The sequence below is a fragment of the Zavarzinella formosa DSM 19928 genome, from assembly GCF_000255705.1.
GTDB classification, from domain to species: Bacteria; Planctomycetota; Planctomycetia; order Gemmatales; family Gemmataceae; genus Zavarzinella; species Zavarzinella formosa.
In genome coordinates this window covers 708,979-731,619 of sequence record NZ_JH636443.1, presented here as the reverse complement: position 1 = coordinate 731,619, position 22,641 = coordinate 708,979, and the positions used below count along the sequence as shown (strand labels likewise).

Here is a 22,641-nt window from a genome sequence, read left to right as displayed (position 1 = left end):
CCATCCCGAGGAGGCCGGTCATGAGTGTTGATATGTTGGACGCCCCGGCGGTTCCCAGAACGCGAACCTCGTCGGGTGATGCCGTTGTTGAATCGCTGGCCAGAGAACTACCGTATCTGCCGGAGGGGGAGTGGTATTCTATCGGTGGCGTTTCGTGGGGGGCTTATGAACGATTGCTCAACCGGCGTGACTCGGGCCATCACGCGGCCAAAATTGCGTTTCATCACGGGGCGCTGACACTCATGACGGTTTCCAATCCCCATGAACGCTGGAAGAAAATGATCGCCCGGCTGTTGGAAACCCTCTCGCTGGCCTTGCGGACGCCCATCGTCGGGTGCGGCAACATCAGCCTGCGACGGGAAGACCTCGCCGGGGGATTCGAGCCGGACGAGTGTTATTACATTCGCCATGCCGCGACGATGAGCGTTGTTCGCCCGCTTGATTTCTCCGTCGATCCCCCGCCGGATCTGGCCGTCGAAATTGAACTGAGCCGCCCTTTGACAGATCGGCTGGATTTGTGCCGCTCACTGGGCCTGCCGGAAATCTGGAGATTCGACGGGACAACCCTCCGGTTTTGGACGCTGACGGCGGCTGGCTACGAAGAGATCGCCGAAAGCACGGCGTTGCCGGGACTGACCTCGGCCGACTTCCAACGGTTTCTGTCAAGGACCGGAACTCTGGACGACACCACGCTTTGCCTTGAGTTCTTCGACTGGGTCCGCGCGAATTTGACCGCCCGAACAAGCTGATTGTTGTTTTCCGTTTCGCCTGTTTTCAAGGAACATCCGTCCGTGCCATACATTCTGAACACGCCCGATGACGAGCAAACGATGTTGAAGGCCATCGGGGCCGAATCCATCGACGAGCTTTTTTCCACCATCCCGGCGGAGGCCCGGTTGCCGCGGGCGTTGAACATTCCGGCGGCGATGGAGGAGATCGAACTCACGCAGCATGTGGGCGCCCTCGGCCGGAAGAATCAGGCGGCGGGGGATCATGTCTGTTTCCTCGGCGGCGGGGCATACGACCATTTCATCCCGACGGTGGTGGACGCCGTCAGTTCGCGGAGCGAGTTTTACACGGCTTACACGCCGTATCAGGCCGAGGCGAGCCAGGGGAGTTTGCAGGCGTTTTACGAATACCAAACGCTCATCTGCCAGATCACCGGAATGGATGTGGCCAACGCGAGCCTCTACGAAGGCGGCTCGGCGGTGGCCGAGGCGGTGTTGATGGCCATCAACGTCACCGACCGCAAGGGGAACGTGGTCGTCCCCGAGAGCCTGCATCCCGAATATCGGCAAGTGCTGGCCACTTATCTGGCCAATCTTGGCGTTCAACTGGTCACGATCCCCACGCCGGGCGGCTATCTTGATCCGGCCGAGTTGAAGAAGGCGGTCGGCCCGGAGACGGCCGCCGTCGTGGTGCAACATCCGAACTTCTTCGGCCACTTGGAGGAAGTGGAAGAATTGGTGCGGATCACCCGCGCCGCCGGGGCGTTGTATGTGGCGAGTTTCGACCCGATCAGCGCCGGCGTCATCAAGCGGCCCGGCCAGTACGACGCGGATATCGCCGTCGCCGAGGGGCAATGTCTCGGCACCCCGTTGGGCTATGGCGGGCCATATCTCGGCATCATGGCCTGCCGCAACGAATACGTTCGCAAGATCCCCGGCCGACTCGTCGGCCAGACGACTGACCGCAATGGCAAGCGCTGCTGGACACTGACCCTGCAAACCCGCGAACAGCACATCCGGCGCGACAAGGCCACCAGCAACATCTGCACCAATCAGGGCCTCTTCGCCCTGCGGGCCGCCGTCTATCTCACCGCCCTCGGGCCGCAGGGATTGAAGGAAACGGCCGAGTTGTGCCTGCAAAAAGCCCACTACCTCGCCGATCAACTGGCGACGATCCCCGGCGTGAGCCTCAAGTTCAACCGCCCCTTCTTCAAAGAATTCGCGGTGAAGCTCCCCGGCGATGTCCCCGTGATGCTGAAACAACTGCAAACCAAAGGCTATTTCGCCGGATTACATGCCGGTCGCTGGTATCCGGGCCTGGCCGACACGCTGACGGTCGCCGTCACGGAGAAACGAACCAAGGCCGAGATGGACGGGTTGGTGAAGGCAATCAAAGAGTTGGTCGGTAAGTGACTGTTTAAGAGGATAAGCCATGCCATCGCCGTTTCCGGGAATGGACCCTTGGTTGGAAGACTCGGAAGTTTTTCCCGATTTTCACAACCGACTTGCCATTCTGCTCAGCGAGGCCATCAACGCCCGTTTGCCGTCGGGCTATGTGGCCACCAGCGCCAGTCGCGTGTGGGTAAGCGATGACCACATGCGGGAGCCGGATGTCAGTCTCTATGGACGCGGAGCTCCGCGTGGCGGTGGCGTGGCGGTTATGGAAAGGCCCGGAGTGATTCCGGTGGGTCGGCCGGTGGTGCTGGAACCCATGACGGAGACATTTCTGGAGATTCGGTCAACTCGTGGAAGACGCCTTATCACGGCAGTTGAGATTCTCAGTTTGAGCAACAAGCTCGCCGGAAACGGGCGGACAGCTTACGGACAAAAGCAGGACGAATTTGTCTTGGGCGGCGTATGTCTGGTTGAAATTGACCTGTTACGAAGCGGGGCGCACACAACATTGACCCCGGTGAGGGCCTTGAGAGAACAAGCTAACACACCCGACTATCACGTTTCCATTCTCCGGCCGTGGGCTGATGACGGCCACGGAGATATCGGCGTGGTTCCCGTCCGGCTGCGGGAACCTCTCCCGGCGATACCGATTCCGTTGGAGGCCGGCATGCCGGATGTTTATGTCGAACTGCAACCATTGCTCGATCATTGTTATGATTCGGGCCGCTATGCCGATCTGACCGATTACCGTGCCGATCCGACTTCGCCCCTTTCCGACGATCAGCGTGAATGGGCGGAAGCCATTCTCCGCGACAAAGGCTTGAGAGCCTGATTACCCGAACAAGATTTTGTTTCCATTGGACCTGACCGAGAACCATGAACAACACGCAATCCATCGAGCTTCTTTTTGAATTGTCCCGGCCCGGTCGGCGGACGCATCGGCTGCCGGTGTGCGATGTGCCGGTGAAGCCTGTCAGTTCGTTGCTCCCGGCCGGGGCGGTGGCCGAGGCGCCGCCGCCGTTGCCGGAGGTGGGGGAGATTGACCTGATCCGGCATTACAACAATCTTTCCACCCGCAACTTCAGCATCGACACGAACTTTTACCCGCTCGGTTCCTGCACGATGAAATACAACCCGAAGCGGCACGAACGCTTTGCGGCCAATCCCGCCTTTGCGGGCGTCCACCCGTTGCAGGATGAAGAGACAACCCAAGGCATGCTCGAAATGCTCTGGGACATGCAAAACTTCCTCACGGAAATTTCCGGCCTCCCGGCGATCTCCCTGCAACCGGCCGCCGGGGCGCACGGGGAACTCACCGCCTTGTATGTGGCGGCCGCCTATTTCCGGGACAAGGGGATGACCTCCCGGCGCAAGGTGTTGGTGCCTGACAGCGCCCACGGGACCAATCCGGCGAGCGCCGTGCTGGCCGGGTTTCAGACGATCACGGTGAAAAGCAACGCGAAGGGCTTGGTCGATCTCGACGATTTGAAATCCAAGCTCGACGACTCGACGGCCGTGTTCATGATCACCAACCCGAACACGCTCGGGCTGTTCGAGGGGCAGATCCGCCAGATCACCGATCTGGTGCATCAGGCCGGCGGGCTGGTCTATCTGGACGGGGCGAACATGAACGCCATCCTCGGCATCACCCGGCCGGGGGACTTTGGGGCGGACATGCAGCATTACAACGTCCACAAAACCTTCACCGGCCCGCACGGCGGCGGCGGCCCCGGTTCCGGCCCGATCACGGTGCGGGATTTCCTGGCCCCGTATCTGCCGACGCCGTTGGTGAAGAAAGTCGGGGACAAATTCGAGTTGGATTACAATCTGCCGAAGTCCATCGGCCGGGTGCGGAGCTTCTTCGGAAACGTCGGCATCCTCTTCCGCGGCTGGGCCTACATCCGCACGCTCGGGCCGGACGGGTTGAAGAAGGTCAGCGAACACGCGGTCTTGAACGCGAATTATCTGCTCAGCCGGTTGAAGGGGAATTTCGACGTGCCGCACGGCGACCGTTGCATGCACGAATTCGTGGCGAGCGCCAAGGGATTGCGACGGGAAAAGCGAATCTCGGCAATGGATATCGGCAAGCGCCTGCTCGACTACGGCTATCACGCCCCGACGGTTTACTTCCCGTTGGTGGTTCCCGAGGCCCTGATGATGGAGCCGACGGAAACCGAGAGCAAGCAAACGCTGGATGCCTTCGCCGACGCCCTGATCGCCATCATCAACGAAGAACCGACTTTCCTTCACCAGGCGCCGCATACCATGCCGATCAGCCGGCCGGACGAAGTGAAGGCAGCGAAGGAACCCATTCTTCGCTGGACAGCGTGAACGTCAGACGCTGTCGAGCTTCACGATTACGGTCGTTTTCTTGGAGGCGTTGTTGTTCACAAAGATGCGGTAAGCCTTCTTGGCGGGAATGGTCGCCGAGAGTGTCGCATCCTTGGTGCCCTTGCTCTTGTCCAGGATGGCGGCCGGGGGCAACTTGTCCGGGTCAATCTCAGAAGTCATTGCGCCGAGTTGGTCATCAAGCAAGATGTAAGCATCCACGTTGGAGTCCGAGGACGTGATTTTTACATTGATCTTCTGGTTGCCGGTCGGTCCTTCAACTTGCATTTCCTTCGATTGGCCCGACTCGAGCGGCCACGTTCTGCTCTCGTGAATCTTGGATTTCAAACAGCCCGACAGCAGCACGGCGCACAACACGGGAAGCAAACGGAGACACTTCATGGCGGACCTCAGAGGGATTGGAATAGTTGGAAGTATATCGGGTGGTGAAGAGATGAAACGATGATCCAGTGATTGCCGGGACGAAAGCCCCGGACAATTCAAACGCGGTTAATCCGACCGGCGAACTCGAAACACCAGATAGCGCATCGCCCCGGTGCGGTAAGCCAGCCAGATGCGGAACATGGTGAACAGGAACACGCGGTTGCGGCTGGCGGCATTCAGAAAATAAGCCCGGCCGACTTTGTCAGTGCGGAAACGCTTGATCGTCCGGCGCAGGCACATGCCCCAGGTCGCGCGCACCTGGCGGGTGACATCGGTCACAGCTTCCACCGCAAAACCGGCTTGTTCAAACAATCGCCGGTAATCCTCCTCGGTGCCCATCCCCGGCAATCGGCCTTCGTGGCAGATCGGCTCCAATAGGTGGCGACGTTCCCATGATTGGGTCTTTGTGCCGGCGATCCACGCACACACCGCCAGACGGCCGCCGGGGCGAAGCACGCGGAATGCCTTGGAGAAAGCTCCGGCCTTGTCCTCCATGTGTTCGGTGCTTTCAATCGCATAGGCCGCGTCGAAGCTCGCGTCCGGCAGGGGGATTTTCAGCCAGTCGGACAGCAGATAGGTCGGGTCGCTGTCAGATTTTCGCGTCGCCAAGGCATACGCCTGCTGGGCCGGGACGATGGTGACGGCCGTGACCGTCGCCCCCAGATGACGGGTCACATAGCGGGCGCTCGCCCCGTAACCGGAGCCGATGTCGCACACCCGGTCGCCCTTTTTAATGCCCGCCTCTTTGGCGACCATTTCAATAAGTTGTTCGACCGCCTCGCCGCTGCTTTCGCGGCCGCTGCGCCAAAGCCCGTGGTGAACGTGTTCGCCCCACACTTCCCGGTAAAGGCGGTCCAAATCATCGTAATGGTTGGCGACGGCCCCATCAACAACCGGACGACGCGGAACGATCATGCCGTGGCTCAACGAAGAAAGATTCGCAACATCCGACGCCCTGAGAAGATATGCAACCGCCGGAACATTCTCAACCGTCACTTTCAACACGAGAACGGTTTTCCGGGTGAAAGAATGCGCTCATGGCCGCCCGGAACAAGACAACCACCAAGGATTCACGCCTTGGCCGATGACTTGAACCACGACACGCGGCAAGATTTCTTGCGGCCAACCCGGTGGCGTGTTACGGTGCGAAGACCAGTCGCGGGACCTGATCCCGAACCATCCATCGAAGACGCCGCATGACAAAACTGATTTCCACCATGGTGGTCGGGGTTCTGACGCTGGCCATGTCCGCGACGGGGAAACCTGTCCCCGTCACCTTGCCGAACGAGCCGCCGATGCGGAATCCACCCCGTGATGATTCCGATCAGCAAAAATATCATGCTGACGCTTACATCGATACCGCCGGCAAACTGCGAGCGGCTGGCAAAGACCGGGCCGTCGAGATTCTTCGCAGCATCGCCGGCGCCAAAAGCCGGGAGCGAGACGAGGAAGTGATTATCCTGTGCCGGATGCTGTTCACTGCCCGGCCAGAGAAGTGGTTTCACAGGCCGGCGTTGGGGGCGCCAGTTTTCATGGGAGGCACGAATGCCGGCGATTGGCCGCTAGAACCGGTCGAGATCGTGGACGGAGTGCCGTTCATCATTGTCAGGGGATATGAACTCGGGGGACGGCAGCAACTGGCCGCCCATTATCTTGATTACTGTCTGAAGGAATGCGATTGGGGAGCCGCGGAGTTCAAGCCAAAGACAGGCGAAGAAAAGAAAAGGGCGCTGGACAAATTGCTCGCCTCCCCCAAGTGGAAAACGCCGCTTGACTGGTATGAACGAGAGTTTTTGTCGCTTCAAATCAAGTGACATGCCCACGAAGGGGAATGGAGTGACGAAGGTTCGGCAGATAACGTGCTTCCAAGGCCGCCGGATAATCCTCTTCAATTGAGGCGTGTGATGAACAAACGCCGTTGGTTATACGTTGGCTTGGCCCTGCTATTATTCGGCGGCGTCGCTTTGGTGATACTGGGGTCCGGGCCGCCGGTCTCAATGATCAACCGGAAAAACTTTGACCGCCTTCAGGAAGGCATGACCCGGCAGGAGATTTTCGGATGCCCGCCGGGAAGCTACGATACCGACCGCGTCCCGCTTCCTGCTTCGGGGAGATATCGGCTCTGGTGGGCGACGGACGACTCGGTCATCACTATTGAGATGCGTCCGGATGGTGATCCGAATTCGGACACCACCTGGAGGATGTGGGATAAAAACTATTTGCCGATTCCGCCGGAAACGCTTTCCGAACGCTGGCGGCGGTTTCAGGCAAGATGGTGATCGGCGAACGGTCAAAACAATCACCCGTCAAACCGGGGAAAACCCATGCCGATGAACATTTATCAGACAAACCTGTGGGAGCGAACCTCAAAGAGTGTGCCCCTCTGGCCGACAGGGTTCTCGCTGGCGGGGATGGTTCTTGTCGGCGCGGCGTATGCGTGCGTTTGGTGTTCGACGTCGGACCGGGGGTTGCCCCTTGATCGCCTTGTCGGGTTGTGTCAGTATGCCCTGCTCCTCTATTCGCCATATGCCTTGACTGCTTTCGGAGCATGGGCGGCCGACCGGGCGCCCCGAGTGGAGAAGTGGTCTGTCCGGGCCTGCGGACTGTTGGTCTGCGCGGGCGGGGTGGTGATCCTCGGAGCAGTGCTTGTCGATCTTGTGCCGGTGATCCTTGGCCGGCGTCAGCCGCCGATGATGCTCTCTTCGCTATTTATTGGCGGCTACGTGTTACTGTTTTTGCAATGCCCGCTCGGTTTGGGAACGGCGGTCGCCGGATGGGGCGCTTGGATGAACCATCGGATCAACTCCGAATCCGATTGCCCGGATGAGTGACCTGCGGGCAACAGCTGAAATCCTTCACGGCGTTGCCCGCAGGGGGTGAAAACCTTCAACGTGGTTTGGGGCGAATGAAGGGGTGTTAAGGCGTGCCGGAAGATTGGCCGCAACCGTTCAATTGATGCTTCAGACGATCCCCTGTCGATGTGATGCCAAGTATGGTAGTATTCCAACACCACACTCGTTTCCGGGAACAACGTCTCCATGCAAGGCAATGAGACACTTGAACAGGCCGTCAAGGCATTTCTGGCCGAGCGTGAGAAAAATCCCGACCTGACAACCGAGGAGTTTTGCAAGGAACGATCCGGCAATTTGCCCAATCTGGCCGATCTTTTGCGGGTTCTCACCTCCGACAACGACGGCAGCGGAACGCTCACCCAACCGGTGGGCAACACACAAGTCGGACCCCAGCCGGCGATCCCTGTCAAGATTTCCGAGAAGCTCGGCGCTTATGTCCTCAAGAAAAAACTGGGCGAAGGGGGCATGGGGACGGTCTATCTGGGGGTCGATCACCGCCTGGAGCGCTCCGTCGCGGTCAAGGTGATGCGGCCGGAAATCTCCTCGGACGAGCAAGCCCGCGGCCGGTTCCTCCGCGAAGCCAGGGCGATGGCGGCCATCAAGCATGAGAACGTGGCGACCATTCACGCCGCCGCCGAGGAACTGGACGGCACCACCTGGCTGGCGATGGAATTGCTTGAGGGGGAATCGCTGGATATCGCCATCAAGCGTGGCCATGTGTTTGACTGGAAGGCGATTTTCCGGATTGGCCGGGAAATCGCCTTGGGCCTGGGCGCCGCCCACGACAAGAAACTGATGCACCGTGACATCAAGCCCGCGAACATCTGGCTGGAATCGCCAACCGGAAAGGTGAAAATCCTTGACTTCGGCTTGGCGCGGCCTCTGGAAACTACAAACGAACTGACCGGCACCGGGGCGATGCTGGGCACGCCCTGTTTCATGTCGCCCGAACATGCCAACGGCGAAGCCGTCGATCAACGCTGCGACTTGTTCTCCCTGGGAGTGCTGCTGTATCGGATGGCCGCCGGAAAACTGCCGTTCAACGGCCCCACGATCATGGCCACGATCACGGCGCTGTCCACCAAGGAACCGATCCCCGTTCTCGAACATAACCCCGATTGCCCGATCGGACTGGCCGACCTGATTCACCGCTTGCTGGCCAAGCACCCACACCAACGCCCGGCTAACGCGCAGGCCGTCGCCGATGAACTGCACTGGCTTGACCGCGACGGAGAACACACGCTCGTCAGCCGCCCGGCGAAGAACGGGGAGACGCTTCCCGGCGGGGAACAGCGAATCATCCCGCCGACACAGTTCGGGTTTGAGACGGACGCTGATGCCGCGTCAAATGTCAGCCCGAGCCGACGGGTGTATGGGGTGATTGCCGCTCTGGTGTTGTTGACGGGAGTGGGGCTTGGGGGCTGGTATCTCGTCGGGAGAGACAAAAGCGACGCCGGGCCGCCCGTCGTCCAAGTCAACCGGTCCACGGCCCCCGGCGTGACCGCCACCGAGATTCAGGTCGGCATGACCGGCCCCTTTTCCGGGCCGTCAAAAGATCTCGGCCAGCAGATGCAATTGGGAATCAGCACCTATTTTCGATTGGTCAACAGTCAGGGCGGGGTGGCTGGCCGAAAATTCGACCTCGTTTCCCTCGACGATGGTTATGACCCCGATCTGGCGCTGGCCAACATGCGGGAATTGCACGAGAAACGCAAAGTGTTCGCCTGCCTCGGCAACGTCGGCAGTCCCACCGCCGCCAAGACCATTCCCTACACGCTGGAACAAAAGCGGCTGTTCTTCGGCGGGTTCTCCGGCGCCAGACTTCTCCGCAAAGATCCGCCGGATCGGTATGTCTTCAACTATCAGGCGAGCCTGGAAGAAGAGACGGCCGCGATTGTCAACTATTTGGTGAAAATCAAGGGGATCGACCCGACTCATATCGGGGTCTTCGCTCAAAACGACGCCTACGGGGAAGATGGTTTTCGCGGAGTGGTCAAAACCCTGCGCCCGTTGGCGCGCGATGTCAAGGACATCCCCAAGGTGACTTATGAACGCAACACGGCGGATGTGGACAATGCCGTCCGCGAAATCGTCAAACGCAAGGAACTCCGGGCGGTCGTGATGATGGCGACCTACAAGCCCGCCACCGCGTTTATCAAGGCTGTCCGGGATGCCCGCCCCGACATGATCTTCACCAATGTGTCCTTCGTTGGCACGGAGACATTGGGGGAAAGCCTGCGTGAAATCGGCCCGAAATACGCCGAGGGGGTGATCGTCACCCAAGTCGTCCCGCCGGTGGATTCCAGTTCCAGCGTCGTGCTGAAATATCGCGAGGCCCTGAAGACCTATTACCCGGAAGAGAAACCGGGCTTCGTCTCGCTCGAAGGCTTCATCGCGGCCGCCATCTTCGTCGAAGGCGTCCGCCGTACCGGGGAAAACCTCACGACGGAAACGATGATTGATGCGCTGGAAACGATCAAAAGCTTTGACATCGGCATCGGCTCGGCCATCAACTTCGCCCCGTCCGACCACCAGGCTTCCCACAAAGTCTGGGGAACCGTCTTCAACCAATCCGGTAGAGCCACTGTTCTGGAATTGAATGAATAACGCCGGCCGTTGGGGGCGACAGAACCTTACACAATGGCCCCCAACCCCACGCCGTCCAACAGGCCGGTTTGCATCGTGCCGTCGGTGATCTTGAACATGCCGGGAAACTTGTCTTCCCAAGGCTTGTTGGCCACCGGGCAATATTGCCGGCCGTTGGATTCGATGGCGACAATCCCCGGAATGTGGGCGGCCAACCCGGCCGAGTGGATGATCGAGGCGCCGACGCAAGTGAGATCCTGAACGCACAGGAACAGGCCGTCTTTCTTGGCGGCCGCCCCCATCAGCAGCGATTGCGTCTGCCCTTTGCACGCCTTCAACGCGGCCCCGGTGTAGCCCATTTCCTTGGCGAGTCGCAGGCTTTCCAAGTCGAGCAGCGATTCATCAATCACCACCGGCCGGAGTTTGGCGGCCTCGTGCATCGTGTTCGCCCGGTCGGCCTTCAAATCCCGTTTAGTCGGCTGTTCGATGTACTGGATGCGATCAAACCCGGCCGGGGTTTGGTCTTTGACTCGTCGCAGAAACTCCAGCAAATAGGCGACATTGCCGCACTTCTCGTTGAAGTCCAGCGAGTAGAACCATGTGGTGATCCCCCGCTTCGCCTGCTGCTCGGCGGCCACACGGTCCACGCCGACGACGCGATCAACGTCCCAGCCGATGTCGTCCCCGTTCAGCTTGATCTTCAGATGTGTCAGCCCGTTGAAGGGAATCCACTCCGCAAGGGTTTCCGGCAGGCCGTCCCCGACGGGTTGCTTGACATCGGCGGTTGTCAACGGGTCGAGCGCCCCGACGAGGTGATACATCGGCATCCGGGGTTGGGCCACCGGGGAGATGTAATTCTCCAATTGCTCGCCCGCGAACTCCTTGCCCAGATAATGCCCGAGATCATGCGACAAGAACTCCGGGCCATAGGTCGAATAGCAATTGAGCCGATGGGCTTTGCCGTAGGCATCGTGCAGGGCCGCATCGAAGGGGCTGGCGCACACCAATGTCGCCAACAGCGGAATCGGATCGGCCGATTGGATTGATCGCCCCACTTCGGCCGTCATTGCCGGGAACTGGTGTTCCAGAGCCCAAGTGATGTCGATGGGATGGCCGAATTCGGCATATTCGCCATACATTTTGGCCAGTTGCGTCGTGACGGCTTTCATCGCATCAAGCGTTTGAAAGTACGTCATGTTCTTGGATGGATACGCCCAGACATTGCCCATCGGCATCGACCCAAACCCGCGGGCAATCGTGCCCATGAAGGTTTCGACCGTGACATGGGCGTTCAACAACGTCACCCGGTCGAGGGCGACGCCGCCGAATTTGATCGGCGTGCGGTAAAGATAATCTTCGTATTCAAACCGTACTTCGCGGATGCGGACATCTGTTTGCTTTGACATGAGTTGCTTTCAATTGAGAATGAACTTCGCCAAATCCTCCGCGACGGGGCCGCTTCCCCGGCCCCTTTTCATCCTTCATGGAGAATATCTATGGCATGTTGACCACAAATGGCTCGTGCTCTATTCCGGGTGGAATATCCACGAACCGGCACGCCCGGCTTCCGTCGGCGAATTCTGCATAAATAACAAGATGGGACCGATGATATACTTGTTCACCCCGCAATGATCCTGACCGGGTGGTGAACTTGATGTGGGCTGTAAACTGATTGTTCACGACTTCAGCCTTGTAGCCAACGAATAATACATGCCGGTTGTCCGTACATAAATCGATATGGTCATCAGGGCCGAGCATGCGAGTATCGGCATCATTCTCCGCCTGCTGTCGAATGTCGTCATCAAATGTCCCGTCACAATAGAGGACACGCCGGATAGGTTTGGGCGAATCGATGATGACCGGCTGATCGAAAGAACCAACGCCGCGTTTATCCATTCCAAAAATCATCAAGAAGCCGCATCCGGCGACAAGGGCCGCCACAATCAGAGCCAGCCTTTTGAACATTCTCATGGTCGGCCCTCCTCCAAGACGCCAGAGAAAACCAACCCCCCAATGACATCTTCAATCAAGGTTCGCAGGCCGCTCCCCCGGCGCCGACGCGGGTGAGCCGGATGGTCGGCAGATGCGCGCCCCCCTCCACCGGGTGGCCGGCCAGCACCACCAACAGGTTGCCGGCCTCGATCACCTTTTGGTCAAAAGCGGCCTGGACGGCGCCGGTGATGCGGTCGTCCCCGGTGCGGCGGCAGTAATCCATCAACACCGGTTGAAGCCCCCAGACGACGGCCATTTGCCGGAGGATGGACTCCGTCGGGGCCGGGGCAATCACCGTCGCCTTGGGCCGGTGCCGGGCGAGCAGGCGGGCGGTTCTTCCCGAGATCGTCGGCGTGATGATGGCATCGGCCCCGACGCGGTCGGCGAGTTCGACGACCATTTCCGTGATGTGATCGTCGATGCTCAAATCGGTCAGTCGCAATTCGACTCCGAGGTGTCCGAGTTCCAGTAGGTGCGATTCGGCTTCCAACGCAATGCGGGACATGCACTCGACGGCATCCACCGGGTACAGGCCGACGGCCGTTTCCCCGGAGAGCATGACGGCATCCGTCCCGTCGTAAATGGCGTTGGCCACGTCCCCGGCTTCGGCCCGTGTCGGGCGGGGGTTTTGCCGCATCGAGTCGAGCATGTCCGTCGCCGTGATGACCGGCTTCCCGGCCACGCGGGCGAGGGCGATCAATCGTTTTTGGGCGGTCGGCACCCGTTCCAGCGGAATTTCAACACCCAAGTCACCCCGCGCCACCATGATGCCGTCAAACGCGGCGATGATGGCCTCGGCCGCTTCCACGGCCTCCGGGCGCTCGATCTTCGCCAGCACTGGCACGTTTAGCCCGTGCTTGAGTGCTTCCGTTCGCAGTTCGCCGGCGGCCTCCGGATTTCGGGCGAACGAGAGGGCCAGCCAGTCCACGTTCCCCTTCGCCGCGATGGCGATGGCTTCCCGGTCCCGGTCGGTGAGGGCCGGGATGGTCAGGGGGGTGTCCGGCAGGTTCACGCCCTTGTTTGGCAGGAGTTTCCCGCCCATCTTCACTTTGGTGAACAGGCGTTGATTCTCCGCACGCCCGGCGATGAGTTGCAAGCGGCCGTCGTCCAGCAAAATGCGGTCGTCCGGCTTCACATCGGCCAGCATTTCCGGCTCGGTGATGGTCAGGTCCGTGCTGTTGATCGGATCGTGGCTGATGCTAAAAATAACCTCGTCGCCGATCTTCAAGTCACGCGGTTCCTTCAAGCGGACGCGAAGTTTTGGCCCCGGCAGGTCGGCGAGGACGGCGACGTTTTTGCCGAGTTCGGCCGCCGCTTCCCGCAGTCGGGCGATGCGGCCGAGATGTTCCTCGTCTGTCCCGTGCGAGAAGTTCACGCGGGCGACATCCACTCCCGCCCGCAGGATGGCCCGCAGGATTTCCGGGGGATCGGTGGCCGGGCCGAGGGTGGCGACGATGCGGGTGCGGCGTGGCATGGCGGTGGATTGGCTCACGGATGTTTTACTCGGGGCTGGCCAAACGCATTGAGAGAGGTTACGGTGGGTGGTCTATGGCAATGCTTCCCCGCCGCCCACTCGTGTTTTCCCTCGCCGTCGGGATTCCGGCGATCATGGCCGTGTTCGCCGCCTCTCGCTGGCTCCAAGTGGATGACCCCGCCGACTTTGATACCCGGTGGACCGCCCGTGTGATGTTTCTGTGTTGGACCATCGCCGTCGCCTGCCGAATCCGGCTTGGCCGCACGCCGGAAACACGGGCGTGGTGGACAACGGGATGCGTCGCCTTCGTGATCCATGTGGCGACGGCCTTTGCCCGCATTCACGGTTGGTCGCATGGCCGGGCCTTCGATCATGTGGAGGAAACCTCCGGTTACGGGCCGGGCATCTTCGTTTCTTACCTGTTCACCCTCGGATGGATCGCCGATGTGCTGTGGTGGTGGCTCTCGCCCGGCGGCTACGCGACTCGCTCCCGCCGGGGGGAAATCGCCCTGCATGGGTTCTTCGCGTTCATCATGTTCAATGGCACGGTTGTTTACGAAACCGGCCCGATCCGATGGGTCGGGCTGGCGGTGTTCACGGGGCTGGCGGTGTTGCTGGCGATGCCGATAAAGCGTGATTTGGAACCGGAGAACAGCCCGGTTGGTTTGATACGATAGACAAAAGCCGCTCTCCCCGGCCCGGAGTTTCGTCGATCACCCCGTCACCCTCAGTCGGATTCCGATGAACTTGAACCTGACCGCCGCCACCCGGATCGGCCTGAACGTCCTCGCTCTCTTGGGCGCGACTCTGGCCCTTTATCTGGGGCATTCGATTTTCATTCCGCTGGTCATCGCGGCGCTGCTGGCCGTCATCCTCTGGCCGGCCGCCAGTTGGCTGCATCACCGTTTCAAACTGCCGTGGGCGGCGTCGTGCATCACCGTCATCAGCCTGCTGGTCGTGGCCAATCTCGGCATCTTCTCGGGCTTTGCCTTGGCGCTGCCGCAGACTTTGGAAGAACTGCCGAATCCCCGCAATCCGGAACAGTTGGAACGGATGTACACAAAGTCCCGCGAGTCGTTCGGGACGATGTTTCCGACCGCCGTGGACCGGGTACTTCCCAAAGAACCGGCCGATTCGACGGCCTATGCCTACGTCACCAAATTCCTCGAAGGCGGATACGTCACCGACACGTTGCTAAACCTCTCGAAGATCGCCGCCAACTGGCTGTTTCAAAGCATTGTGATTTTGTTCATCCTGTTGTTCATGCTGATGGAGGGGGAGTTTCTGGCCGAACGCATCAAGGGGATTTTCGGCCCGACCCGCGTGGAACAAACGCAGGCTACCAAAATCCTCACGGACATGGGATCGGCCGTCCGCTCTTATCTGATCTGGCGGACGGTGGTGAACATCGGTCTCGGCCTGTTCCTCGGCGTCGTATACACGCTGTTTGATTTGCGCCAACCGTGGACATGGGCCTTGTTCACGGCCATCCTCTGTTATGTCCCCTACATCGGCACCCTGATCGCCGGGGTTCCCCCGTTGCTGGATGCCTTGCTCCATGTCGGGCCGGGAACCGCTTTGATTATCATGGTCATGTACATGATCGTGGTGACCGTCGAGGGTTATCTGATTGTGCCGCTGGTGATGAGCCGGACGATGGACTTGAACGCCACGACGGTGATGCTGGCCTGTCTCTTCTGGGATCTCGTCTGGGGCACCCCCGGCCTGTTTTTGGCCATGCCCCTGATGGCCGGCATCAAGGCCGTCTGCATGCACGTCGATGGTTTCCGGCCGTGGGGCGAACTGATGGGAACCGAGGAGGGCTACCGGGAATCACAAGAAGAAATCCGCCTCGCCGCCATCGCCCAACAAGCCGCCGCCAACGACGCGACTCAAGTGATGGAGGATTTGCGGGGAGGGTGATTGAGGTAGGTGGACGAGAGAGTCGTTTGACGTGAACTGTCGTTTATTGTCGCGGCGAGCCGCCAAATGCCGGTGTCAGACGGGTTCTCAACTCCGCCAAAAACTCCGGTAGCCCCGTTTCCGATCCGCGATCTTCGAGCGCCGGAAACGGGGTCTGCAAGCATTCCATTTCACGCTTCCAATTGTCTTGGGTTAAGAACGCCAACACCCGTTTGGGGCAGCGTGCCTCCCCTTGGCCGCCGGTCAATTTGTGCGCCAGTTTTGTGGGGTCGAATTCCAATAGTGCCCGGGTTTCGTCCAGCCTCGTTTCTTCGTGTTTGTCTGTTGGCGTGAAGCCGGCAATGTGCCAGCATTCTCGTTTGGTGTGGGCCAAGCCGACGATGATCGGGACTTTGGTATGTGAAAAATGTTCTCGCCCTTGAAGCAAGCCATTCCGGCGTTCCAATCGATTGTCCGAATCTGGTATCAAAACCATCCCATCCACGGGGTCCGGCGAGGCAATCAAAACTTGAATGGCTTTCAATGTCGTATGGCCATATTGAGGAATGGGTTCGTTGAGACGCCAGCGAACCCTGATTCCAAGCTCTTTCGCCAGATCTTGGACGCCTCCGCGTCCCATCCACTCAAGATGTGTTTCGGACTTGCGGAAGCCCCGCCATTCAATGTGATCGGCCAAGGTTTCAGCCTCGATCCAATCACACGATTCCATCAACACACGTTCGGCCAGAGCCCGCACGGTGCGAGCGTCGGCCGGGGCTTCGCAAACGATGGCGATGGAAAGTGGCATCAGGCGGATTGAAGGGTTGTTGGTTGTTGTTCGGCGACCCAGTTTTCATAAAAGGTTGTCCAGAATTCACCGGGCGTCATGTCCTCTTTCCAGCGATCAATCTGCGGATGATCCTCGATTTTGGCAATCGCCACCGAGCCGTCTTCCCGAAGACCGGTCACCCTCACTTCGTTCCAGTTCAATCGATCAAGAATGAACGGTGAATGCGTCGTGGCGATGATTTGGAGATCGGGTATCTCATCAAGCAATTTGCGCAGCAATTCCACAAGCTGTAGCTGTGCCCTCGGATGAAATCCGTGTTCCACATCGTCAATCAAAAGAACATCCGGCCGCTGGGGATCGAGAATTTTAACAATCAATCCAAGTGCGTATAACGTGCCATCACTCATGGCTGACGCGCGAACACCCATGCGTCCGGTCAAGTCAAACAATAGTCCCTCACCGAGTGTTTCCCCCGTCGTTTTCACCCGCTCAATTCGGATTCGTCGCACTTGTGGAATGATTGATCGAAACAGTTCCTCGATTTGATTGAATTTTGGCTCGTCATAGAGTTTAAAATACGCCATCAAAGACGCGAGCCCTTCCCCGCGTTCGGAAAAATCGGGCGGGGTCATTTTTGTTGACGATGGCGCAGCCAAGACCGATGAATTCAGGCAAATCAATTGCGAAGAACGAGATTCGGCGTGCAAAAGTGATTCCGGATATTTGTCGTATCCGACGTTCTCCAGTTCGCCACCAATGCAAATCCATTCCACAACCGCATCGCGGGGCGGAGTTTTCTCGGCCATGTCTGTCACAACAGACGTGGGTTGAAATCGGAGACGAATACCGTTTGACACCATGTTATTATCACGAAATTCAATGCTCCATTTTCCGTCTGCCCCGCCAATCCAACTGTTTGATCGATTGTTAAGTGATTTGATAAGTTGCTGTTTGTTGTCTGTGTTTCTGGTCATTTGGCATAGCCAGTTCACTCCCGTGAGCACACTCGATTTACCGCTGCCATTCGGCCCGACCAGCACCGTCAGGCGGCTGTCAAACGTGATTTCCACGTCTTTCAGAGCCTTGAAATTCCGAAATCTTGCGGAACCGATCATCAGGTTGTTTCCCGAGCGTCTACATACTTCGTTCATGCAGAATATCACATCCGGGCCGAATTAGGGGAGTTTCCCTGCTCACGCCTCGGCGGTCGTCACCCGTTGTTCGCGGCAGGTGCGGTCGTAAGTGCCTTGAAGATCGACGGGGAGGCAGAGGTTGCCGCGCAGCCAGAGGGGCATGGTTGGCAGGTCGGCGCCGAGGCGAAGTTCTTCGTGCCAGATGTCCAAGGTTGGTTCGCCGTCTCGTTCAGCCGGGCGATAGGCGGAGGCGTAGAGCGGGACAGGAGGCGCCGGGTTCGGGCTGCCGAGTCGCATCAGCAATTCTTGGTGCATGTTGGCGGTGCGGTCGGTCACCACATCCACGATGACCAAGCCGACGCCGCGTTGCAGATAGGTCAGACACTTGTTGATGAAAGCATCCCGATGCGCGGGGCGGTCCTTGTTTGCCGGGCTGACCAACTCGATGGCCCCGGCCAGTTCGGAACCACCTTCTTGGGAGAAGATGCCGATTTCCACCACGTTTTCGAGCATCGGCAACGGAATCGAATCCAACGGGGGAGGGGCCGTCCAAGCGGTCGGCGGCATGGTTGCCGGTTGGCCTTCGCGGAAGGTCGCCACGTCGATTTCGATGCCGAATTGCACGTTGGCCTCGGCAAAGTAACCGGCCGGCAGGCAGAGATTCAATTGGGACGACAGATAGGTCGCCCACGAATTGTGGAAAGCGTGCCAGTGGCGACGAACGCTTAACGGCGGTCGAAAGTGATCTTGCAGAGGCATGGCTTGCTCCGTTAGTCCCTCACGCCAGTTCGCCGTTGTCTTTCAGCCATTGGTGGATTGATTTGGTCAGTTCGCCGCCGTTGTCCATTTGGGGGAGCTTGTGTTGCGGTGGGCGTTTGCCGTGGGCGATCATCCATTTCAAAAAGCCGCCGGGTTTCACGGGGATGATTTCCGGTTTCAACATGCTCAGGTCGTTCTTGCGGTGGGCTTCGTAATCCTCGTTTAACTTAATGAGCGTGGCATCCAACGCCTCGGCAAACTTCCCCAAGTCGGGCACGGCGCCGGAGAATTCCACCAGATAGCGGTGATGGCCGGGGACGTTCGGCGTCGTCGAGAACACCGGGCCGACGTGGCTCAGGGGGGCATAGCTCCCGGTGGCCTGCCCGGCGGCGGCGACCGCCTTGTCCACTTCCTCGCTGATGAGATGTTCGCCGAACGCGGAGAGGAAGAACTTCGTGCGGCCGGTGAACCGCAACAGCGGCGGGTCTTTGCGCTCGAACGAAACCGTGTCCCCCAGCATATAGCTGAACAAGCCGGCGCAGGTCGTCAGGGCCACGGCATATTCTTGGTTGGTTTCCAAGGTTGCCAGCGTGTGCCGCACGGGTCGGTCGGTTTTGAGCTTCCCGTCTTCCAGTTCGCTTGTCGGGATGAACTCGTAGAAGAGGCCGTGATCCGGCACCACCCTCAACATCTTGTGCCGGGGGTCTTCGGTGGCGATGAAGCCTTCCGAACACGGATACACTTCGATGAACTGGCAATCCGGCCCCAACTCCCGGCGGAAGGCGTCGCGGAAGGCATCGAACTTGGTGCCGCCGTGGATGACGAGTTGCATGTTCGGCCACACGTCCCGGATGCTCGCCTTGCCGGTCACTTGCTTCACGCGATCAAACAGCATTTGCATCCAAGAGGGGACGCCGCTGATGGCCGTGATCGGCAATTTGGCGCCGGCTTCCGCGAGTTTCCACGACTTCACTTCCCAATCGGCGATGCCGGCCAGTTCCATCGGCGGGAAGGTGTACGCCCGGATCATGGGCGACACCTCAATGGCCGCGATGGCGCTGAGATCGCCGTAAAGACTGCCGTTGGACTCCCGCTTCATGTCCGTGTTGCCGCCGAGGAAGAAGAACTTCCCGTTCAGCACCTTGGTCTTCGGGCAACCGGCCCGGTAAAGGGCGTCGGTGGTGAGGCCGGCCTTCCGGTTGGAGGCAAGCATCTCCCTGGAGACGGGAATGTACTTGGTGGCCCCGCTCGTTGTGCCGGAGGAGAGAGCGTAATACGGGATGTGGTCCGGCCAGGTCGCCCCCTCAAGCTTGGGGTAAACGTCCTTCCAATATTGCGTCCAAAAGTCCTCGTAAGTCCGCACAGGGACGGCCGATTGATAATCAGTCACGTTGTTGATGCGGTCGAAGTGGTGGTCCCGCCCGAACTTCGTCGGCGCGGCCTTGCGGACCAGCGACAACAAGGTTTGTTCCTGAACAGCCGGGACGTTCATGGCGTCCAGCTTCCGCACACGCCGACGGGCAAGCGTCCCCATCGTCGAGTTGGCCACGCTTCGGACGACGGGATTGGTGAGCAACAGATCAAGCATCATGATGATGCTTACTGTATTCGCCCGCCCAAGGAGGGGACACAGCGGGGAGAGGTGGCGAAATGCCGCTTGCATTTTGTCTTGGCGAGCCGAGCAGCGTAAGCTGCCGGGTGGCTCCCGGTAGTTGAACTGCTTCCCTTGTACTCAGCCTGACGCAAACCCGTGGCTCAAGGGCCTTTTCTGCCGGGAGCCACCCGGCAGCTTACGCTGCTCGGCTCGCCAAGACGATAGACGAGCCAGTTTATAAGAGCAAACGATTACTGCTTCTTTGGCTCTTCCTTCTTCTTCGGCTCTTCTTTTTTGGGTTCGACTTTCTTGGGTTCTTCCTTCTTCGGCTCAACCTTCTTGGGTTCTTCCTTCTTCGGCTCGACCTTCTTGGGCTCTTCTTTCTTCGGCTCGACCTTTTTGGGTTCTTCCTTCTTCGGTTCCACGATCACCACGCTCAGCGGGGGGGCATAGAAGGCCACATCCTTCCCGGCGGCCTTGGCGGTGCCTCGGAGGATGATCGGGTATGTTCCCGCCACAGTGGCCGGGGCGGCGGTCAACGGGAAGGTGACTTCATTGGCTCCCTTGGGAATGGGTTTCGCGGCCAGCGTCACGTTGGCAGGCAACAGGTAGGGGGTCAGGGCGATTTCTTCGGTGAAACCGTCGGCCCGTTTGGCGGTCACGGTCAGGTTGGCCGGGGTTCCTTTGGCCACGTTGGCGGGTTCCAGTTTCATGGCCAAGGTGAATGTCGGGGCCGGGGTCACGGCGACGCCAACGGAAGTGAGCATCTCATGCGGCGGGAAGGCCAGGCCGTTCAACCCGGCTTTTGCCAGTTCGGTGACTTTGGCCTGTCGGTTCACCGCTTTGCCGTTGATCGTTGCCTTGGCCAGCACGCGGATTTCGTATGCGCCAATCGCCGTGCCGGGTTTCACTGTCAGCGGCAGAAAGCCGATGGGGGCGGCCGGCGGGGCGCCGGGGGCGGCGGGCGGGGTGGCGGGGGCGGTGAGCGTCGTCGTCCCCTCGAAACCGGGGGGGCCTTGGATGCTCAGTTCAATGGGGCCGGCATAATCCTTGCGAGAAATCGTGCCGACCGGAATGAGGGTGGCGCCGCCGGGGGCCGCCTCAAAGCGGTCAACCTGCAGAGTGACGCCGAAATCCGGCTCGGTTGGTTCAACGGTGAGGTGATAGACCTCCACCGGGCCGTGCGCGTAATTCAAATGCTCGGCGACGATCACAAAATCGCCGTCGGCCGGGGCGGTGAAATCCAGTTTCGCCGGGGTGTTGGCCGGGTTGCTGCGGCCAAGCTCGGCGCCCTTCAAGTCCTTTACGACAAGGAACACTTCGGCTGGAGAATTGATCTCGTAAGTCTCGGCTACCGCCGTGTATTTGGCCCCTTTTTTCGCGGCGAACACGAAGCAATCCAAGTCAAGCTTGTCCAGGAATCGGCCGGTGATGCCGACGGGGAGTTCGATTCGCTGGGCCTTGGCAATCTCGTTGTTCGGCTCGACTTCGACAATCTCTTTGATGTCGCTGGCAACCACCGGGACCGGCCACCCGGAACCGCCCGGCCCCTTCGGCGCCACCTGGACGGAATGGCCGTCGGCGGGCATGGCCACTTCCACGGGGGCAACCCCGGCCACTTCTTTACCGGCGAAATTCACGCTGGCTTTTTGGCCCCGTTGGATGGCCACGGGCATCGCGGCCATCGCGCTGGGAACGTCCGCGATGCGCAGGCGGTAGAACGCCTCGCCACCGCCGAGGTGGCGGGAATCTCGCAGTTCGACGATGTACTCCCCGCCGGAGGGGAACACCCGCGTCAGTCGGCAATCAGATTGCAGGCCCGGTTCGTCGTCGCTGTAAAAACCGGCCATTTCCCGCATCGTTTTCGCGTCGTAAAGCCGGATCATCGGGTCGAGCGTGGAACCAAGCCGCCGGGCGATGACCTCAATGGTCAACCGCTGGCCGGGCTTGGCGGTGAACTTGAAAAAGTCGCTCACCTCGGCGTCGGTGCGGCCGACCACGACGCCCGGCACGGGGACCGGCTGGGCCTTTTCCTTGGTCTTGTTGTCCGCGATTTCGTCGATCTGCGGGAACTCGTCCACGCAGAACATGCGGGCGTTGCTGATGCCGTTCTTCGTCGCCAGACGGATCGTGTGGAAGCCAATCGGGGCATCGGCGGCCACTTCGATTTTCACCTTCAGTTTGCCTGCGTCCTTGCCGTTGTTCATCTCGGTCGGGAAGGTGGCCTTCGCCGGGAAGGAAGTCCACAGGGTGGTCGGGTCATTCAGGTTTGAGCCGGTGAGATTCAGTTCCAGCGTTTGCCCGCGTTGCACGCCGAGCGGGAAGGCCGGGCTGATCGTCGGCGCCTGCGGGGAGACGGTCACCGGCCCGGCTTTTGGCTGGGCCAGCACGGTGTTTTCGCGGATGGAAAGAGAGGCCAGAGCGGCCATCAGAAACAACAGAGCAAACGATCGGCGTGAAAATCGCATAAAACACGGCCCCGGAAGGGATATCAGGCGGAAGTGCGATGATACCCGCTTTGGACCTCCGCGTGAAGGATTTTCGCAGAGAATTTGATCAAGACGGACGCAGTCGCAGCCTCCATTCCTCTGCCAGCCCCACCACATCTGTTTTTCCGACATGCATCACAAAGAACGCCGAGGAAAAGTTCGTCAATTCCGTCAG

The 22,641-nt window shown here is 59.7% G+C and carries 20 protein-coding genes; 10 read left to right on the top strand and 10 right to left on the bottom strand.

The annotated features are described in order from the left end of the window. The first annotated feature begins 20 nt into the window (after positions 1-20). Genes BGIM_RS0128525 through gcvPB form a run of 4 tightly spaced genes read left to right on the top strand, consistent with a single transcriptional unit; the run spans position 21 to position 4,454 of the window. On the top strand, positions 21-749 hold the full coding sequence (locus BGIM_RS0128525) for a Uma2 family endonuclease (RefSeq protein ID WP_020473101.1): 729 nt from the start codon (positions 21-23) through the stop codon (positions 747-749). Between the two features lie 42 nt (positions 750-791). Then, the gene (gene gcvPA / locus BGIM_RS0128520; protein WP_029630715.1) at positions 792-2,141 is read left to right on the top strand and encodes an aminomethyl-transferring glycine dehydrogenase subunit GcvPA; all 1,350 of its coding nucleotides are present in this window, start codon (positions 792-794) and stop codon (positions 2,139-2,141) included. Between the two features lie 19 nt (positions 2,142-2,160). Next, positions 2,161-2,955 carry a DUF4058 family protein gene (locus BGIM_RS0128515; RefSeq protein WP_020473099.1) on the top strand — a complete coding sequence of 265 codons (795 nt, stop codon included), beginning with the start codon at positions 2,161-2,163 and terminating at the stop codon, positions 2,953-2,955. Between the two features lie 44 nt (positions 2,956-2,999). After that, the gene (gcvPB, locus tag BGIM_RS0128510) at positions 3,000-4,454 is read left to right on the top strand and encodes an aminomethyl-transferring glycine dehydrogenase subunit GcvPB (protein WP_020473098.1); all 1,455 of its coding nucleotides are present in this window, start codon (positions 3,000-3,002) and stop codon (positions 4,452-4,454) included. A gap of 3 nt (positions 4,455-4,457) precedes the next feature. On the opposite strand, the gene BGIM_RS0128505 is transcribed toward gcvPB, so the two are convergent. Together BGIM_RS0128505 and BGIM_RS0128500 are read right to left on the bottom strand one after the other, a co-directional pair. Then, positions 4,458-4,853: a hypothetical protein gene (locus tag BGIM_RS0128505; RefSeq protein WP_020473097.1), complete on the bottom strand. Its 396-nt coding sequence runs from the start codon at positions 4,851-4,853 to the stop codon at positions 4,458-4,460. Positions 4,854-4,961: 108 nt separating this feature from the next. Further along, positions 4,962-5,810 (bottom strand): methyltransferase domain-containing protein, encoded by an 849-nt coding sequence (locus BGIM_RS0128500; RefSeq protein ID WP_029630711.1) that lies wholly within the window; start codon positions 5,808-5,810, stop codon positions 4,962-4,964. 281 nt (positions 5,811-6,091) lie between these two features. On the opposite strand from BGIM_RS0128500, the gene BGIM_RS0128495 reads away from it, so the two are divergent. The 4 genes from BGIM_RS0128495 (at position 6,092) to BGIM_RS58455 (ending at position 10,354) form a co-directional block, all read left to right on the top strand. Next, entirely contained in the window at positions 6,092-6,709 is a 618-nt protein-coding gene (locus BGIM_RS0128495) for a hypothetical protein (RefSeq protein WP_020473095.1), read from the top strand. A 90-nt stretch (positions 6,710-6,799) separates the two neighbouring features. Beyond that, a complete protein-coding gene (locus tag BGIM_RS0128490) occupies positions 6,800-7,174 on the top strand; it encodes a hypothetical protein (RefSeq protein ID WP_020473094.1) in 375 nt (124 codons plus the stop codon). Positions 7,175-7,219: 45 nt separating this feature from the next. Further along, positions 7,220-7,726: a hypothetical protein gene (locus BGIM_RS0128485; protein ID WP_020473093.1), complete on the top strand. Its 507-nt coding sequence runs from the start codon at positions 7,220-7,222 to the stop codon at positions 7,724-7,726. Between the two features lie 207 nt (positions 7,727-7,933). Continuing rightward, positions 7,934-10,354 carry an ABC transporter substrate-binding protein gene (locus BGIM_RS58455; RefSeq protein ID WP_020473092.1) on the top strand — a complete coding sequence of 807 codons (2,421 nt, stop codon included), beginning with the start codon at positions 7,934-7,936 and terminating at the stop codon, positions 10,352-10,354. Between the two features lie 26 nt (positions 10,355-10,380). On the opposite strand, the gene BGIM_RS0128475 is transcribed toward BGIM_RS58455, so the two are convergent. The 3 genes from BGIM_RS0128475 to pyk form a co-directional block, all read right to left on the bottom strand. Further along, positions 10,381-11,739 (bottom strand): enolase C-terminal domain-like protein, encoded by a 1,359-nt coding sequence (locus BGIM_RS0128475; RefSeq protein ID WP_020473091.1) that lies wholly within the window; start codon positions 11,737-11,739, stop codon positions 10,381-10,383. A gap of 88 nt (positions 11,740-11,827) precedes the next feature. After that, positions 11,828-12,304, bottom strand: a complete 477-nt coding sequence (locus tag BGIM_RS0128470; protein ID WP_020473090.1) for a hypothetical protein — start codon at positions 12,302-12,304, stop codon at positions 11,828-11,830. Positions 12,305-12,359: 55 nt separating this feature from the next. After that, on the bottom strand, positions 12,360-13,817 hold the full coding sequence (gene pyk, locus BGIM_RS0128465) for a pyruvate kinase (RefSeq protein ID WP_020473089.1): 1,458 nt from the start codon (positions 13,815-13,817) through the stop codon (positions 12,360-12,362). Positions 13,818-13,873: 56 nt separating this feature from the next. Between pyk and BGIM_RS0128460 the strand changes: the two genes are divergently transcribed. Beyond that, complete coding sequence (locus tag BGIM_RS0128460) at positions 13,874-14,476, top strand: hypothetical protein (protein WP_157369482.1); 603 nt, start codon at positions 13,874-13,876, stop codon at positions 14,474-14,476. A 64-nt stretch (positions 14,477-14,540) separates the two neighbouring features. Further along, on the top strand, positions 14,541-15,722 hold the full coding sequence (locus tag BGIM_RS0128455) for an AI-2E family transporter (RefSeq protein ID WP_020473087.1): 1,182 nt from the start codon (positions 14,541-14,543) through the stop codon (positions 15,720-15,722). A gap of 43 nt (positions 15,723-15,765) precedes the next feature. Here the strand turns inward: BGIM_RS0128455 and BGIM_RS0128450 are convergent, their stop codons facing one another. The 5 genes from BGIM_RS0128450 to BGIM_RS0128430 form a co-directional block, all read right to left on the bottom strand. Further along, on the bottom strand, positions 15,766-16,509 hold the full coding sequence (locus BGIM_RS0128450; RefSeq protein ID WP_020473086.1) for a type 1 periplasmic-binding domain-containing protein: 744 nt from the start codon (positions 16,507-16,509) through the stop codon (positions 15,766-15,768). Continuing rightward, positions 16,509-17,606, bottom strand: coding sequence for an AAA family ATPase (locus BGIM_RS61600; protein WP_020473085.1), 1,098 nt, complete (start codon positions 17,604-17,606; stop codon positions 16,509-16,511). The genes BGIM_RS0128450 and BGIM_RS61600 overlap by 1 nt, the downstream gene beginning before the upstream one ends. Before the next feature lie 78 nt (positions 17,607-17,684). After that, positions 17,685-18,383 carry a hypothetical protein gene (locus tag BGIM_RS0128440; protein ID WP_020473084.1) on the bottom strand — a complete coding sequence of 233 codons (699 nt, stop codon included), beginning with the start codon at positions 18,381-18,383 and terminating at the stop codon, positions 17,685-17,687. Positions 18,384-18,402: 19 nt separating this feature from the next. Next, a complete protein-coding gene (locus BGIM_RS0128435) occupies positions 18,403-19,974 on the bottom strand; it encodes a GH3 family domain-containing protein (RefSeq protein WP_020473083.1) in 1,572 nt (523 codons plus the stop codon). A 254-nt stretch (positions 19,975-20,228) separates the two neighbouring features. Beyond that, positions 20,229-22,445: a hypothetical protein gene (locus BGIM_RS0128430; RefSeq protein ID WP_020473082.1), complete on the bottom strand. Its 2,217-nt coding sequence runs from the start codon at positions 22,443-22,445 to the stop codon at positions 20,229-20,231. Positions 22,446-22,641 lie beyond the last annotated feature (196 nt).